General features: G+C 37.4%; 16 protein-coding genes. 8 read left to right on the top strand and 8 right to left on the bottom strand.

Going from position 1 to position 15,818, the window contains the following annotated elements:
* Window positions 1-5: 5 nt before the first annotated feature.
* Both BUC21_RS09110 and BUC21_RS09115 read left to right on the top strand, forming a co-directional pair.
* Window positions 6-617 carry a lipocalin-like domain-containing protein gene (locus tag BUC21_RS09110; protein WP_083547663.1) on the top strand — a complete coding sequence of 204 codons (612 nt, stop codon included), beginning with the start codon at window positions 6-8 and terminating at the stop codon, window positions 615-617.
* Between the two features lie 66 nt (window positions 618-683).
* On the top strand, window positions 684-1,298 hold the full coding sequence (locus tag BUC21_RS09115) for a DUF4923 family protein (protein WP_073401460.1): 615 nt from the start codon (window positions 684-686) through the stop codon (window positions 1,296-1,298).
* A gap of 145 nt (window positions 1,299-1,443) precedes the next feature.
* Here the strand turns inward: BUC21_RS09115 and BUC21_RS09120 are convergent, their stop codons facing one another.
* The 8 genes from BUC21_RS09120 to BUC21_RS09155 all read right to left on the bottom strand — a co-directional run bounded on the left by BUC21_RS09120 (window position 1,444) and on the right by BUC21_RS09155 (window position 9,039).
* Entirely contained in the window at window positions 1,444-1,983 is a 540-nt protein-coding gene (locus BUC21_RS09120) for a nitroreductase family protein (RefSeq protein ID WP_073401462.1), read from the bottom strand.
* Window positions 1,984-2,002: 19 nt separating this feature from the next.
* Window positions 2,003-2,605 (bottom strand): riboflavin synthase, encoded by a 603-nt coding sequence (locus BUC21_RS09125; protein ID WP_073401464.1) that lies wholly within the window; start codon window positions 2,603-2,605, stop codon window positions 2,003-2,005.
* A gap of 618 nt (window positions 2,606-3,223) precedes the next feature.
* The gene (locus BUC21_RS09130) at window positions 3,224-3,616 is read right to left on the bottom strand and encodes a hypothetical protein (protein ID WP_073401466.1); all 393 of its coding nucleotides are present in this window, start codon (window positions 3,614-3,616) and stop codon (window positions 3,224-3,226) included.
* 151 nt (window positions 3,617-3,767) lie between these two features.
* Entirely contained in the window at window positions 3,768-4,250 is a 483-nt protein-coding gene (locus BUC21_RS09135) for a DNA-deoxyinosine glycosylase (RefSeq protein WP_073401468.1), read from the bottom strand.
* A 266-nt stretch (window positions 4,251-4,516) separates the two neighbouring features.
* Window positions 4,517-5,092, bottom strand: a complete 576-nt coding sequence (locus BUC21_RS09140; protein ID WP_073401470.1) for a hypothetical protein — start codon at window positions 5,090-5,092, stop codon at window positions 4,517-4,519.
* Between the two features lie 970 nt (window positions 5,093-6,062).
* A complete protein-coding gene (locus tag BUC21_RS09145) occupies window positions 6,063-7,214 on the bottom strand; it encodes a cytochrome d ubiquinol oxidase subunit II (protein WP_073401472.1) in 1,152 nt (383 codons plus the stop codon).
* 39 nt (window positions 7,215-7,253) lie between these two features.
* Complete coding sequence (locus BUC21_RS09150) at window positions 7,254-8,801, bottom strand: cytochrome ubiquinol oxidase subunit I (RefSeq protein ID WP_073401474.1); 1,548 nt, start codon at window positions 8,799-8,801, stop codon at window positions 7,254-7,256.
* Between the two features lie 13 nt (window positions 8,802-8,814).
* Window positions 8,815-9,039: a DUF4492 domain-containing protein gene (locus BUC21_RS09155; RefSeq protein ID WP_073401476.1), complete on the bottom strand. Its 225-nt coding sequence runs from the start codon at window positions 9,037-9,039 to the stop codon at window positions 8,815-8,817.
* 164 nt (window positions 9,040-9,203) lie between these two features.
* Here BUC21_RS09155 and BUC21_RS09160 point away from each other — a divergent pair, with 164 nt between their 5' ends.
* The 6 genes from BUC21_RS09160 to BUC21_RS09185 are packed head-to-tail and all read left to right on the top strand — an operon-like array spanning window position 9,204 to window position 15,706.
* Window positions 9,204-10,508, top strand: a complete 1,305-nt coding sequence (locus BUC21_RS09160; RefSeq protein WP_245797089.1) for a TolC family protein — start codon at window positions 9,204-9,206, stop codon at window positions 10,506-10,508.
* 11 nt (window positions 10,509-10,519) lie between these two features.
* Window positions 10,520-11,740 carry an efflux RND transporter periplasmic adaptor subunit gene (locus tag BUC21_RS09165; RefSeq protein WP_073401480.1) on the top strand — a complete coding sequence of 407 codons (1,221 nt, stop codon included), beginning with the start codon at window positions 10,520-10,522 and terminating at the stop codon, window positions 11,738-11,740.
* 5 nt (window positions 11,741-11,745) lie between these two features.
* The gene (locus BUC21_RS09170; protein WP_073401482.1) at window positions 11,746-12,492 is read left to right on the top strand and encodes an ABC transporter ATP-binding protein; all 747 of its coding nucleotides are present in this window, start codon (window positions 11,746-11,748) and stop codon (window positions 12,490-12,492) included.
* Window positions 12,493-12,495: 3 nt separating this feature from the next.
* On the top strand, window positions 12,496-13,716 hold the full coding sequence (locus BUC21_RS09175; protein ID WP_073401484.1) for an ABC transporter permease: 1,221 nt from the start codon (window positions 12,496-12,498) through the stop codon (window positions 13,714-13,716).
* 53 nt (window positions 13,717-13,769) lie between these two features.
* Window positions 13,770-14,918 (top strand): sensor histidine kinase, encoded by a 1,149-nt coding sequence (locus BUC21_RS09180; protein ID WP_073401486.1) that lies wholly within the window; start codon window positions 13,770-13,772, stop codon window positions 14,916-14,918.
* Window positions 14,919-14,926: 8 nt separating this feature from the next.
* Complete coding sequence (locus tag BUC21_RS09185) at window positions 14,927-15,706, top strand: LytR/AlgR family response regulator transcription factor (protein ID WP_073401488.1); 780 nt, start codon at window positions 14,927-14,929, stop codon at window positions 15,704-15,706.
* The last annotated feature ends 112 nt before the right edge of the window (window positions 15,707-15,818 follow it).

Genomic DNA, 15,818 nt, shown 5'->3' on the forward strand with positions numbered 1-15,818 from the left:
AAAAAATGAAACGTAACAGTATTTTGGCAGCCTTGTTATTTGGCATGCTATTATTCTCGGGCTCAATGAGCGCACAGTCATTAGGTGACATCCTAAACAGTTCAAGTGTTAACGAAGCGGTTAACAAAGTCAGCGGTACGGCCGTAACCAAACCAGCAAGCATTGTAGGCGTATGGAAATACAAAGGTGCTGCATGTTCTTACGACAGTGACAATGCCATTACTAAAGCAGGCGCTAAGGTTATAACAGATAAAGTTGAAAAGCAACTGGACACATATTGTTCACAAGCCGGATTCTCTACTGCAGGAAGTAACTTTATCTTCACAGCGAAAGGCACTTTTGTAAATACGGTAGGTACTCAGAAATTTACTGGTAGCTATACATACAACAAAGCTACAGGCGCATTGGCACTGAATTACTCTCAATTAACAGTAAGCATAAACGGAAGCGTTGCCACCGAAAGCGGTTCAACAGCTCTTCTTTTCGACGCAAACAAAATGATGAACCTGGTTTCTGCCATGAGCAAATCTACTTCTGCTGAAGAAACAATGAAGACTGTTTCTGCCATGCTTAACGATTGCAAAGGTGTTAAAGTAGGATTCAAAATCGGTAAATAAGCTAGTTTTTACCGAAAAAGCAGTTCATTTGCAAAGGAATAAACAAGAATCTTAATTTTTGAAAGTATGAAACGTAGCAGTTTACTTATAACACTCTTATTGGGAATGTTATTTTTACCAGGAGCATTGAAGGCTCAGTCATCTTTTTCATTGGGTGACATCTTAAACAACAAAACACTTAACGGCATTGCAGAAGCGGTAACCGGAACTTCATCGGCATCTGCCATTGATCTTACCGGCACATGGAAATACAAAGGATCGGCTTGCGCTCTGGAAAGTGATAATATAGTTAAGAAGGCAGGAGCTTCTATTGCAACTTCTACTCTCGAAAAGAAACTCGATACAAAGTTTGCCAGTGTAGGTATAAAGAAAGGCGCATGTAGTTTTACATTCAGCAATGATAGTTCATTCGTTACTAAAGTTGGGAAAAAGAGCTATTCGGGTACTTACTCTTACAATAAGAGCAACGGTACATTAGTTCTGACTTATCTTCAACTGATGAATCTTAATGCAGCTGTAAAGACTAGTGGGAATAATGTTTCTCTTCTTTTTGATGCCAATAAGTTTGTAAAGCTCGTTACTTATCTAAGCAAAACCAGCTCAAAAACCAGTATCAAAACACTTGCAGCCTTACTTAATTCATACGAAGGAGCGAAAGTTGGATTTAAACTAGAGAAATAAGCAAAGATCCGGTGAAAGAATTTTTGTTTGATGTACATCAAAGCACCCTTTTGATGTACATCTAAAGAATCGTTTGATATACATCAAAAATAGGTTTAGATGTACATCAAACGATTATTTTATTTAGTAGTATTTGAAAAGACTCCTAGTACTTATTAAAAGAGATAACTTTAGATTTCTCTTTCCTCAGTTTGGTTCTTTTGGGTTTAGCAGAATACCCGATGGTAATAACCAGTAGCAAGCGTTTTCCGGCGGGTATACCTGTCAGTGATTTGATTTTATTTTCGTCAAACCAGCCCAATATACACGATCCCAACCCTTCACTTTCGGCAGCCAGCGTAATATGCGCAGCAGCTATACCCACATCAATAAGCGGGAAATGCTTGTCCTTCACTTTTCCACCCAGCAAAGAGCTAATATTAGCCGACTCTTCCACTACAAGAATCTGCACCGGAGCATCTTTGGCGAACTTATTCATCCCCAGTCCGGCGGTAGCTTTTCCCACTTCCTTGGAGAGTTCCTTATCAGTAATAGCTACGAACTTCCAGGGCTGAGCATTGCATGCCGAAGGAGCCAGACGGGCAGCTTCGAGTACACGCTCAAGTTTTTCGGGCTCAACATCGCGTGTCATATCATAAGCCCTGTCACTCTGACGCGCTTTGACTAATTCCAGAAAGTCTTTCATTGTCAATTGGTTCTGAAAATTACTTGTATTGAATCATCCGGCTGATATATTTTCCAATAATATCAAACTCCAGATTAACGATTGTGCCAACCTCAAAAGTATGGAAGTTAGTATATTCGTAAGTATAAGGAATGATGTTTACCTGGAAAGTATCTTCTGTTGGATTACAAACCGTGAGGCTCACGCCATTCACCGTAACCGAACCTTTATCTACCGTGATATATCCACGCTTTGCCATCTCCTTATCAAAAGCATACTTAAAAGTATAAGTCCAGCTTCCACCAACTTCCTCAACAGCCAAACAAGTTGCAGTTTGATCCACGTGTCCCTGAACAATATGTCCGTCAAGACGTCCGTTCATCATCATACTTCTTTCCACATTAACCTTATCGCCCGCTTTAAACAGTCCGATGTTTGAACGGTCAATGGTTTCCTTCATGGCAGTTACAGTATATGTGTCATCCGTTTTGCTTACTACAGTAAGGCAAACCCCATTGTGAGAAACACTTTGGTCTATTTTAAGTTCGTTTACGAACGAGCACTTCATTGTAATGTGTAGGTTCTCGCGGTCTTTAACCACAGCAACTACTTCTGCATATTCTTCAATGATTCCTGAAAACATAATCTTAAGTTATTAATGTTACGGCGGTAAAAATACAAAGAAATAACGAAAAGCAAATGAAGAGATAATCCAATTATTTAAGTTTTTGTTGGTTGAAGCAAAGTTTATCTTGGGAGAATTAAAGTTTTTCTTGACTGATTTAAAGATTTTGTTGATTAAAAGCAAAGTATTTCTTGGCAGGATTCAAGTTTTTCTTGGTTTAAAGCACAGTTTATCTTGATTGAAGCTACTGTTTCCTGGTTTAAAGCAAAGTTCATCTTGATTGAAGCTACTTTTTTCATTAGAGCAAAGTTCTTTATTCAGCCAAACAATGACAGTTATTTTGCAGCCTTAACAGAAACAAATTAGCTGCACAGACGAAAACATGAACTTCTAAGCAAACTAAAGCCTTGAGGTATGGGCAAAAAAAAAGGAGTCACGCCTGACTCCAACCTTTGTTAACCTTAAATCTAATACTATGAAAAACACACTACAAAGGTACGGCTTTTTGCTATATCTCCAAATATTTCCCAAAGAAAAACGTGCTCAATAACATAGTTTAATATTTGGATATCATAAATGTTTATTTTCTCTAATTGTTAATAATCAAACTTATAAAAACCATTTCTTTCAGAACATTTATTTTACACGTTTGTACCTAAAGTTATTAAACTCAGCCAGAACATTGGTAATCAACAAATCCATTTTATCTTCATGAAAACTGTATTTATACGCAATAGAGCCTACATGCAACAAGGAATCCATATAATACGTAGACTTTACGGAATCGTATTTTTGTGTTTCATAAGAAAAATGCCTGATGGTATTATCGGACAGATATTCATAATATCCTCCCGTTTTTTGCACAACAATCATATTATTCCAGGAATTACCAAAAGCCACAAGCTCCCATTTGCCTAAAAGCTGCCTTTTGGAACTGTAATACGGATCGTCTTCATCAGTGCAACTTACAGCTACGCATAAAGCGAACACTGTAAATAATAAGAATGATAAAACTGTTTTTCTTTTCATGATGCTAATTTTTAAAGTCTAGTTTACCCAATTAACTCTCACACATGAATTCATTACTGATCCATATATAAAACAAATAAGGATATGGATTGGTTACAGGTGAGAAAAACAGCTTCAGTATATTAATCAATATTATACATTGAAATCTATATTAAGAGAGTAGCGCTACCTCCCACTCTTTTTGCTTGGCTTCAAAATTCTTCATTGCATTGGCCGGACTGGTTGAAGGCATCACACGGTATTCAATGCCAGGCAGTTGTCCGTAAGCCTTCATAAAGTACTTATAACTATTCTGTCCGTTAAAAATAAGTATCTTCACGTTAGGATGTTCTTTAAGCAGCGCCGGAAAATCGTTGAGCGATTCTTCTTTAATATTGCTGTCCAAACTTCCCTCCCGCTTACAGGAAGCCAGAATATCCCACAAACCTACACCATGACGATGAGCTGTTGCTACTTTATCTTCGTAATCCGCCGGAACACGTCCGCCTTCAAAAACAGCAAAAAGTATTTTCCAGAACTGATTTCGGGAGTTTCCGTAATATTCACCGAAGCGAAGTGAATCTACACTAGGCATTGTACCCACAACAATACGGGTAGTATCCTTATCTACAATAGGAGAAAAACAGGTAATCATCTATTTCAAAATCAAATTTCACTCGTACTCACCATTTTGCAAAAATAAACATTTTAGAATACGAAATATTAATTCATGTTATAAAACACATAATTTTAATGAAAACATTTGGAGATACAGCAAAAACCTGTACCTTTGCAATGTGTTTTTCATAGTATTAGATTTAAGGTTAACAAAGGTTGGAGTCAGGCGTGACTCCTTTTTTTTTGCGCATAAGTAAGGCAGACAATATATTAGCCTGCCCCTATTTACAATAGAACCATAATTTAGCAATCGAACTTTTTATCTACTGTTACTTTCTGATACTTATATCCCAAACGTTTCAACGCTATAGACACTCCTACTTTAAATAACACTTTCACCGAACGGGCAAATACATAAAAAGCATCCGGACTTTGAGGTTCAATATTTTCCTTTCTAATCATGCTGATTGCTGTTTTGCCGCAACTGCGCATCACTGATTCTATTTCTGCATACTCATTTGATTCCAGACCGATGCCAAGCAATTCTTCCATTATATATTCGTCCATGCAATCAAAACCACGTGGTTCAACAAACACATTGTATAAAGCTGAGTTATCTTTGTACTTCTCCCAATCTTTATCCCAAAGAGCAGCAATACCCAGACCAATATAACCAGCCCAGGCAACAGACACGGTAGGATATTCCTGTATTTGAGGAACGGCATTCACCATATACTCTGGCGCCATCTCTTTCCACTTATCTTCCAATTCCTCTGCTGCAAGAAGTTGTCCGTCCATCATTCCCAAAGCAGTACATTGCTGCACCAATAACTCGGTCAGCCTTTCTTCATACTTATCAAAATACTCTATATTTTCCATTACTTCTATAAATCATATAAATAAAGTATTAACCCCAACAATGCAGGTAATACAATTCCAAATAAAGTTCCGCAAAGGTATTACATTTTTAAGTTGAATAACGAATCTTTGCTGCACAAAAAATAAAGGCTACACTTCTACACGCTTTATAGATGAAAAGAAAAAGTTGGAGGTGCAATTGCAAAACGTAATAATTCACCTCTACATACTTTAAAGATAAGAGGAATAGATCCGGTTGTTGCAGTTGAGAAACCTAACGATACACCTTTGCACGTTTTAAAGATGAGAAGAATAGAGCCGATTGTTGCAGTTGAAAAGCTAACAATAAGCCTTTGCTCGTTTTAAAAGAGAAAAGAATAGAGTTGGAGGTGCAGATGTAAACCTAATAATTCACTTCTACACGTTTTATAGATGAGAAGAATAGAACTGGTTGTTGCAGTAGAAAAGCTAACAATACGCCTTTGCTCATTTTAAAAGAGAAAAGATTAGAGTTGGAGGTGCAGATGTAAACCTAATAATTCACTTCTACACGTTTTATAGATGAGAAGAATAGAACTGGTTGTTGCAGTTGAGAAACCGAATGATTCACCTCCACATGTTTTAAAGGAGAGTATACGATGCTCTTTTTCATCAAGAATCTATAAGCTAAAAAACTTAGTACTCACTTTACTCAATCCTTTTGCATAATTAAACATTTAGAACATCAAAATATTAATTCATGTTATAGAACATACATTTCTTATGAAAACATTTGGAGATATAGCAAAAAGCCGTATATTTGCAGTGTGTTTTTCATAGTATTAGATTTAAGGTTAACAAAGGTTGGAGTCAGGCGTGACTCCTTTTTTTTGCATATAACTCAAGTATCCTTTTTTATATCTTTCCCCCCATAAAAAAGAGGCTACAAACTTTATTCATAGCCTCTGTATATAATATAATCGCAAAAATTACGTAAAAACAAGCTCTTCTATCAATAAGAGTGATCTTCTTCTTTCAATTCCTGAGAATCGATCTTCTTATTATCAATGGCACGCCATGCATAAAATATATATGCTACGACGAATGGCACTAAAATTGAGACGAAAGCCATAGTTTTCAATGTGAAAAGACTCGAAGAACTATTTGCTAAAGTCAGAGAGCTCTGCAAATCGGCATTCGAAGGATAGTAAGCAGTGTTATTTAGTCCGGCACAAAGAAATAAAGCCAAAACGGTCAACACCGTACCAACACCAGTAAACCATATTCCACTCTTAAATTTACTATCAAAAAAGGATTTAATAATTCCAAAAAGAACCAGAACAACCCCTGCTAGAAAAGAGATAAGTACAGCCGGCAACTCAATAAAGTTAGTCAGATATTTATGTGGTTCCATCACAATCATTCTTGTTTGCGAATTAACAGCAAAGCCATCCTTCAGCAAAACATAAACAGCAAAAGCAAGGAAGAATACCAAAAACAAAAGAGCATTGGGAAGTAATGCCTTATGAAACCTTGGATTTAATTCCTTATCATCTATATTATTGGTAAAATATAGCAAACCTAAAACACGGGCAAGGAAAAACACAGCCAAGCCAAGGCATACATTCCACAGATTAAGTAATGCATCCAGTCCATGAGAACCATTAGCCCAGGAAGAGATAACCGGCATCAGCTGATCGGCCATATTATCTTTATTGATATAGAAGTTAGATCCGGTAAAGAATGTAGCTACAGCTCCACCTAAAAGCACAGGACCTACTACTCCATTTATCACAAGAAATATCTGATAAGTCTTTTTTCCAAGTAAGTTTCCAGCTTTAGACTGAAACTCATAAGAAACAGCCTGCAAAATAAAGCTGAAAAGGATAATCATCCATAGCCAATAGGCTCCGCCAAAGCTGGTACTATAAAATAAAGGAAACGAAGCAAAGAATGCTCCACCGAAAGTAACCAGTGTAGTAAAAGTAAACTCCCATTTGCGCCCGGTTGAATTTACCAGTAGCTTTCGTTGTTCATCCGTTTTAGCAACTTGAAACAGTAACGAATTACCTCCCTGAACAAAAAGCAGAAAGACCAGCAATGCTCCCAAAAGAGAGATGATAAACCACCAATATTGCTGCAAAAATATATAAGTTGTATTCATAATATTCTCCTATTATTTATCTGTTTTAATAAAACTTCATCAAGCCTCGGGACCTTTTTTAATTTCCTTAAGCATAATACCTATTTCTGCAATCAGCATTACAGTAAACAGGAACAGGAATATAAAGAAGGTTGTCTGCACCGAACCAACATCCAGTTTGGATATTGAAGCAGACGTAGGAAGCATATCCTGAATAGCCCATGGCTGACGACCAACCTCGGCAACTACCCATCCCGCTTGTCCGGCAATATATCCCAAAGGAATGGTAAGTATAGCAATCCAATGCATCCATTTCATTTCAGCCAGATTTTTTCTATATGCAAAGAAAAGAACCAATGCAAAGAATAGTATAAAATAGCCGCCCAGTATCACCATAATTCGAAATGCATAGAACGTAAGCGTTACATTAGGAATCAGTTCATTCACATCCTTAATATATCCATATCCGAAGTACTGTATATTATCTTTTAGTATCTTACGGCAAAACATTGCGTCTTCTTTATTTCCTGCTTTCATGGCTGCCCGATATGCACCTAAGGCAGAAATTGCCGTTTTACCCATAGCAATCTTATCAGCAGCAGGGATAGCTGTTGTTCCATCGTTTAATTTATATCCCCCCTCTATAATATTCTTTATGCCGGGAACATAAGCATTCAAATCTCTGGTAGCCAGAAAAGAAAGAATCTTGGGCATTTTTACATCAACAATGAAAGGTCGTATACCATCATTATATCTTTCCTTATCAGGATTTAGCACTCCAGCCGCAACAAGAGGAGCTCCATTTTGTCCTTCATAGAAACCTTCCATAGCCGCCAGCTTCATTGGCTGAGTTTGTGCCACCAGATAAGCAGAACTATCTCCTGTCCAGGCAACAAGTAAAGAAGCAACCAAGCCAACAATTGCACCAATTTTCATACTGGCAATAGCAAATTCATGATGACGCTTCTTCAGCAGAAACCATGCACTGATGCCAACCACAAAAATCGCTCCCAATATCCAGCCTGAAAGTACACTGTGAAGAAATTTACTGAGAGCTACCGGAGAAAAGGCTACTGCAATGAAATCCATCATTTCATTACGAACCGTATCCGGATTAAATGTCATACCTACAGGATTCTGCATCCATGCATTTGCAACCAGAATCCACCAGGCAGAAAGAGTTGCTCCAATTCCGGTAAGCCAGGTAGAAGCTAAGTGAAAGCCTTTACTTACCTTATTCCATCCAAAGAACATCACGGCAATAAAGGTAGACTCCATAAAAAAGGCTAATATACCTTCAATAGCTAACGGAGCACCAAAAATGTCTCCCACAAACCAGGAATAGTTACTCCAATTGGTACCAAATTCAAATTCAAGGATTATGCCGGTTGCCACACCAATCGCAAAATTGATACCAAACAGTTTCATCCAAAACTTAGCAGTCTTTTGCCAGAACTCCTTACCTGTTTTATAATACAAGGTTTCCATAATGGCCATAATTACCGCTAATCCAAGTGTAAGCGGAACAAAAAGCCAGTGATACATAGCGGTAAGAGCAAACTGCGCTCTCGACCAATCAATTAAAGAGACGTCTATACTTTCTATCATATTACATAATTTTTTAAGGTCGTGCCCTATTTATTAATTCATTTCCCACATAATTTTGTTTCTGCTCTTCTGTTTTTTGCTTTCCAAGAAAGTTTGGAAAGAAAAACATTTTTAAAATAAAAAACAAGATGAAAAGCTTGATTATTATAATTGTCCACAAAGTTTTTCCTAAAGTCATAGAGCGAAAACCCTCCAAATAAAAGTAAAATATGCGAACTATAAAGTTTCTTTTAACCATATCATAGCTAATTTAACACAATACATAATGGTAAATAATCGATAAAAATAAAGCATCCGTCAAGATAATCGCCTCATTTGTAGATATTTATTTCATTTTTTAAAACCCGCCCATACATTTGCTCATCACTAATGAGTTTAATTATGAATAAATGTAAATTTATAATGTTTTTTCTTTTTTTGTTCGTTTCGCAGATAATATTTTCGCAAGAACAACAAAAAAAATGGGATTTGGCTACTTGCATAAAATATGCAATGGAGCAAAACATTCAAATCAAGAAAAGCAAGATAGCTTTTGATGAGAGCAAGGAAGATACAAAAACTGCCCGTGCAGCGATGTTTCCTTCTCTATCCTTTTCAAGTAGTCACAGTCTTGTAACTACTCCGCTTAACAATACCGGAACTGGGAATAGAAGCAGTTACAACGGGAATTATGGACTTAACTCCTCATTAACTGTTTACGATGGAGGTAAGCGTACAAAGACTATCACTCAATCGGGCATTCAGGAACGTATTCAGGAATTAGCTATTGATCAAGCTGAAAATAACATCCAGATAGCTATTACACAGAATTATATCCAGATTCTGTATGCTTATGAATCTGTAAAAACGAACCAAAGCACTGTTGATGTTTCGTTAGCCCAATTAAATCGTGCCAAAGAAATGCTTAAAGCTGGTTCCATATCTAAAGCCGATCTGGCTCAACTGGAATCTCAATACAGCACAGACAAATATCAGCTAGTGCTATCAGAAACTACTTTAAATGATTACAAGTTACAATTAAAGCAATTATTGGAATTAGATGGAAACGAAGAAATGGATCTTGTTCTTCCCGAATTAGATAATAATTCAGCTTTGCTTCCATTACCGAATAAAATGCAGGTTTATAGCACAGCACTAACTATTATGCCAGAAATTGAAAGCAGTAAATTAAGCACAAAGACTGCTAATCTAAATGTTGATATTGCAAAAGCTGGATATATGCCAACTCTTAGCTTGAGTGCAGGCATAGGAACAAGTCACACAACCGGAACCGACTTTACATTTGGTGAACAGGTTAAAAACGGATGGAATAATTCGATAGGACTTTCAATCAGTGTTCCCATTTTTAATAACCGCCAGACAAAAAGTGCTGTTCAAAAAGCTAAATTAAAAGTATTAACCAGTGAGTTAAGTGAACTCGACGAACAAAAGACTCTTTTTAAAACAATTGAGACTATTTATCTTGATGCAGTTTCTTCTCAGACTAAATTCAAGGCTGCAAAGGAAAAACTACAATCCACTCAAACCAGCTATGAATTAGTTAGCGAACAATTTAATCTGGGTATGAAAAATACTGTAGAACTACTGACCGAGAAGAATAACCTACTTAGTGCTCAACAAGAAGTTTTGCAGGCCAAATATATGACCATACTCAATACCAAACTATTAAACTTCTATCAGGGAGAAGAATTATCATTGAATAATTAAAAAATCAGCATATGAACAAGAAAAAGAAAATAATCATCACATCTTTTACAGGAATTCTTGTTATTGGAATTGCCGTATGGATGTTCTGTGGACCAGCTAAGGAGAATAAAGTAGCTTACGAAACAGCTAAAGTCTCTAATGAGAATATCAGCAATACAGTTACAGCAACCGGAACAGTAGAACCAGTTACTCAGGTAGAAGTCGGAACTCAGGTATCAGGTATCGTAGATAAACTTTTTGTGGACTATAATTCAGTAGTAAAGAAAGGACAGGTTCTTGCTGAATTAGACAAAAAGACGTTGCAGTCAGAGCTTGCATCTAAAAGAAGCAATATGGCTTCGTGCAAAACTGAATATGAATATCAACTAAAGAATTACACACGTGCCAAAACTTTACACGAAAAGAATCTGGTAAGCGACACTGATTATGAAACAGCATATTACAATTATCAGAAAGCTAAGAATTCATACGACATCAGTAAGAATGATTACCAGAAAGCGCAAACAAATATAGGATATGCAACCATCTACTCTCCCATTGACGGAGTTATTCTTTCACGTTCCGTTGAAGCCGGACAAACAGTGGCTGCAAGCTTTAGTACTCCAACTCTGTTCATTATCGCCAATGATCTGAAAAAGATGAGAGTAATTGCTAATGTTGACGAAGCTGATATAGGTAATGTAAAAGTTGGACAGCGCGTGAGCTTTACTGTTGATGCTTACCCGGACGATACATTCGAAGGAGAAGTTACCGAGGTTCGTCAGGAAGCTACAACAACAAACAATGTAGTAACTTATGAAGTTGTAATCAGTGCGCCCAATCCTGATTTAAAACTTAAACCAGGATTGACTGCTAACATAACAATCTATACGTTAGAGAAAAACGGTGTATTAAGTGTTCCTTCGAAAGCATTACGCTTTACTCCGGATCCTACAGTTATAGGCAACGAAGATAAAGTTGTAAAAGCTGGAAATATAAAGGAAGATGCGACCCACAAAGTATTGTGGAAACGTGAGGGAAAAACATTCACAGCTATTCCTGTAGAAATTGGAATCACTAATGGTACACTAACAGAAATTATATCAGGTATTCAGTCTGGACAAGAAATTGTTACAGGAGCCACCGCAGGACAAATGCCGGGACAAACAACGCAGGCTGCTAAGGGTGAAGAACAAAAAAGTGAAAGCTCGCCATTTATGCCGCAACGCCCCGGAGCTAACAAAAACAAATAGCAAAGATGAATAAAGAACCCATAATTGAATTAAATAACATCAAGCGGGAATTTATTGTCGGAGAGGAAACGGTACATGCCCTAAGAGGAGTATCATTCTCCATCTACGAAGGTGAATTCGTTACCATCATGGGAACCAGTGGTTCAGGGAAGTCAACCCTTCTGAATTTGCTGGGTTGCCTTGACACACCAACTTCCGGAGAATACCTGCTTGATGGGGTAAAGGTGCGGGATATGGAAAAAGCCGAACGAGCAGTTCTGCGTAACCGTAAAATTGGTTTTGTATTCCAAAGCTATAACCTGTTACCCAAAACAACTGCCATAGAGAATGTAGAATTGCCTTTGATGTATAATCCAGGAGTATCAGCTGCTAAACGAAAAGAAAAAGCAATCCAGGCACTTATAAAAGTTGGATTGGGTGATCGGTTGCAGCACAAGAGTAATCAGATGTCTGGTGGACAGATGCAAAGAGTTGCCATTGCCCGCGCATTGGTAAACGATCCGGTAATTATCCTGGCCGATGAAGCTACTGGTAATCTGGACACTCGTACATCATTTGAGATATTGGTGCTCTTCCAGGAACTTCACAAAGCTGGAAGAACTATTATTTTCGTTACTCATAATCCTGAAATTGCACAATTCTGCAGTCGGAATATTATTTTGAGAGACGGTCATGTTGTGGAGGATAGAATTAATGAAAAGGTATTATCCGCCAAAGAAGCACTAGATGCTTTGCCCATTGAAAAAGAATAAAAAATGAACGGAACCAATTTATTTAAAATAGCGCTAAAGGCTCTGAACAATAATAAGTTCAGAACATTTCTAACGATGCTGGGAATCATTATTGGTGTGGCATCTGTTATCACCATGCTTGCCATCGGACAAGGCTCCAAAAAAAGTATTCAAAGCCAGATTTCGGAAATGGGAAGTAATATGATTATGATTATGCCGGGAAACATGGAACGTGGTGGTGTTCGTCAAGGAGCAAGCGACATGCAAACGTTGAAACTTGAAGATTACAAATCTTTGGTCAACGAATGTAAGTATCTGGCAGGCGTATCACCGGTTGTAAGCAGCAGCGGACAGTTTATTTACGGCGCAAACAATTATCCAAGCTCTATCTCGGGTGTAGGAGAAGATTATCTTAAAATTCGTCAGCTAACAGTAGAAAGCGGTGAAACTTTTACTCTGCATGACATTCAGGCATCGGCAAAAGTATGCTTGATAGGTAAAACAATTGCCGACAATCTTTTTACCGGTGGAGAAGACCCCGTTGGTAAAGTGATTCGTTTCAATAAAATTCCGTTTAAAGTAATCGGAGTTTTGAAAAGTAAAGGATACAATAGCATGGGGCAAGACCAGGATGCCGTAGTTTTATCACCATACACAACTATACAAAAAAGAGTTCTGGCCATAACACATTTGCAAGGAATATATTGCTCGGCCCTGACAGAAGATATGACAGACAATGCGACAAAGGAAATTACATCAATTATTCGTCACAACCACAAGCTCAAAGATGCAGACGAAGATGATTTCAACGTCCGCAGTCAGAAAGAACTCAGCACAATGTTGAGTTCTACTACTGACCTTATGACTATTTTATTAGCATGTATTGCCGGTATTTCATTAGTTGTTGGTGGTATTGGTATCATGAATATCATGTATGTCAGTGTAACAGAACGCACCCGCGAAATTGGTTTGAGAATGAGTGTTGGTGCAAGAGGCATTGACATTCTGAGTCAGTTCCTGATAGAAGCTGTCCTTATCAGTATTACCGGAGGCATTATCGGAGTAATAATAGGCGTTGGAACATCTTATGGAGTGAAGTTTCTTGCAAGTTGGCCTATCTACATACAACCATGGAGTGTTTTCTTATCCTTCGGTGTATGTACTATTACAGGTATATTCTTTGGATGGTACCCTGCAAAGAAAGCTGCAGATCTAGATCCGATTGAAGCAATCAGGTATGAATAATTTAGCTAAAAAAGCAAAGAAAAGAGCTTCATTTTATTATATTTGCAACTATTATGAAGCAGCAAATCAATAATCAGCGTCCCCTGGAATTAGTTATCCATATAATTGGATGGGGTATATTATTTGGGTTTCCTTTCTTTTTTACTAATAAGTTAGGAAGCAACAATATTAATTGGCAAGAGTACCTTAGGCATACAATGGTACCCTTGTCATTGCTGGTTGTGTTTTATATAAACTATCTCTATTTAATTCCTAACTTTTTCTTTAAGAACCTTACAAAGCGCTATATCATAATAAATATATTTCTGGTAATTATTATGAGTATAGGACTTCATTTCTGGCAAGAAATCAATTTCCCGTCTGGTATTGACGTTCCTCCTCCACCTGTTAGCAAGGTAGTGGAAGAACTTCATCCCGGCAATTTCCCCAGATCTAACTGGATTTTCTTTGCCCGTGATATGTTCTCGCTTATGCTAACCGTAGTATTAAGCTTATCCATAAAGATGAGTTCGCGCTGGACAGAATCGGAAACAGCTTTGCGCGAAGCAGAAAAAAGTAAGGCGGAAGCTGAAAAGAGTAAAGCAGAAGCAGAAAAGAGCATGACAGAAGCTGAACTTAAGAATCTTAAGGATCAGCTAAACCCACATTTCCTGCTTAATACACTGAACAACATTTATGCCCTGATTGCTTTTTCTCCGGAAAAAGCTCAGCAAGCCGTGCAAGATTTAAGTAAGTTGCTAAGATATGTGCTCTATGATAACAATCAGACTTATGTATCTCTGAGAAAAGAAGTAGAGTTTATGCAAAACTATATTGAGCTGATGAAAATCCGCTTGTCGGACAATATTAAGATCGACGTAAAGATGCATACGCTAAACGGCACAGATACCAAAGTAGCTCCCTTACTCTTTATATCACTTATAGAGAATGCTTTTAAACACGGCGTAAGTTACAGCGTTCCTTCATTTATAAATATAAGTCTGGAAGAACAATTAGACGGCTCTATAGTATGCCACATTGAAAATAGTTTCTTTCCTAAAAGCGAGCACGATAAAAGCGGTTCGGGCATAGGACTGGAATCTTTGCAGAAACGTCTCGAATTGCTCTATCCCGAACATTACAAATGGGAGAAAGGCATAAAAGATAACGTATATATATCTCATTTAGTAATAAGTAATAGTGACAATATAACGACTAAATAAACTAAACTATGATTCTGAATTGTTGTATTATTGACGATGAACCTTTAGCTTTAGATCTTCTGGAAAGCTACGTGCTCAAGACTCCATTTTTAAAGCTTACAGGTAAGTATCTAGGAGCGTTACAAGCAATGCATGAACTTCAAAGCAATGATGTTGATCTCCTGTTCCTGGATATTCAGATGCCGGGACTCAACGGACTCGACTTCTCTAAAATGGTTCCTGAAAAAACGCGCATTATATTTACCACAGCTTTTAATCAATATGCTTTAGATAGTTATAAAGTAAACGCTCTCGACTATCTGCTAAAGCCTATTAGTTATCTTGACTTTCTGCAAGCAGCCAATAAAGCACTGCGCTGGTTCGAGATTGTTCGTCGCCCTTCTCCTCTTGTTGCAGAGCCTGTTGCCAATGTTGCACCTGCAACACCAACTGCAGCTCCTGAAAAAGAAGAAATAGACAGCATCTTTGTAAAAAGCGATTATAAGCTGATTCAGATTAAACTGGCGCATATTCTTTATATAGAAGGATTAAAAGATTACATAAAGATTTATACAGAAGATGAGCCGAAGCCAATCCTTTCTCTGATGAGTATGAAGTCTATGGAAGAGCTCCTTCCATCAGGACGCTTTATGCGGGTACATCGTTCGTATATTGTACAGATAGAAAAAATTAAAGTAATTGATCGTAACCGTATCGTTTTTGGCAAAACATACATACCAATAAGTGACACATACAAAAAAGATTTTGCAGCATTTCTTAGTGGAAGATCGCTCAATCATCCTATGTAAATCCAGAATATACAATTACTGGTATTCATTCCCGTAGTAATTCAGAAATAAAGGACAATCCAGATGCTATTTTAACAAATAAATAGTATCTGGATTGTTCTTTATCTTTTTA

Source organism: Bacteroides luti (assembly GCF_900128905.1).
GTDB lineage: Bacteria > Bacteroidota > Bacteroidia > Bacteroidales > Bacteroidaceae > Bacteroides > Bacteroides luti.

Bases quoted from the DNA above. Each gene is read 5' to 3' on its own strand.
- BUC21_RS09110 (WP_083547663.1), top strand. From the start codon at position 6: ATGAAACGTAACAGTATTTTGGCAGCCTTGTTATTTGGCATGCTATTA.
- BUC21_RS09150 (WP_073401474.1), bottom strand. From the start codon at position 8,801: ATGATAGAAAGTATAGACGTCTCTTTAATTGATTGGTCGAGAGCGCAG.
- BUC21_RS09145 (WP_073401472.1), bottom strand. From the start codon at position 7,214: ATGAATACAACTTATATATTTTTGCAGCAATATTGGTGGTTTATCATC.
- BUC21_RS09170 (WP_073401482.1), top strand. From the start codon at position 11,746: ATGAATAAAGAACCCATAATTGAATTAAATAACATCAAGCGGGAATTT.
- BUC21_RS09165 (WP_073401480.1), top strand. From the start codon at position 10,520: ATGAACAAGAAAAAGAAAATAATCATCACATCTTTTACAGGAATTCTT.
- BUC21_RS09155 (WP_073401476.1), bottom strand. From the start codon at position 9,039: ATGGTTAAAAGAAACTTTATAGTTCGCATATTTTACTTTTATTTGGAG.
- BUC21_RS09120 (WP_073401462.1), bottom strand. From the start codon at position 1,983: ATGAAAGACTTTCTGGAATTAGTCAAAGCGCGTCAGAGTGACAGGGCT.
- BUC21_RS09180 (WP_073401486.1), top strand. From the start codon at position 13,770: ATGAAGCAGCAAATCAATAATCAGCGTCCCCTGGAATTAGTTATCCAT.
- BUC21_RS09135 (WP_073401468.1), bottom strand. From the start codon at position 4,250: ATGATTACCTGTTTTTCTCCTATTGTAGATAAGGATACTACCCGTATT.
- BUC21_RS09185 (WP_073401488.1), top strand. From the start codon at position 14,927: ATGATTCTGAATTGTTGTATTATTGACGATGAACCTTTAGCTTTAGAT.
- BUC21_RS09125 (WP_073401464.1), bottom strand. From the start codon at position 2,605: ATGTTTTCAGGAATCATTGAAGAATATGCAGAAGTAGTTGCTGTGGTT.
- BUC21_RS09115 (WP_073401460.1), top strand. From the start codon at position 684: ATGAAACGTAGCAGTTTACTTATAACACTCTTATTGGGAATGTTATTT.
- BUC21_RS09130 (WP_073401466.1), bottom strand. From the start codon at position 3,616: ATGAAAAGAAAAACAGTTTTATCATTCTTATTATTTACAGTGTTCGCT.
- BUC21_RS09175 (WP_073401484.1), top strand. From the start codon at position 12,496: ATGAACGGAACCAATTTATTTAAAATAGCGCTAAAGGCTCTGAACAAT.
- BUC21_RS09160 (WP_245797089.1), top strand. From the start codon at position 9,204: ATGTTTTTTCTTTTTTTGTTCGTTTCGCAGATAATATTTTCGCAAGAA.
- BUC21_RS09140 (WP_073401470.1), bottom strand. From the start codon at position 5,092: ATGGAAAATATAGAGTATTTTGATAAGTATGAAGAAAGGCTGACCGAG.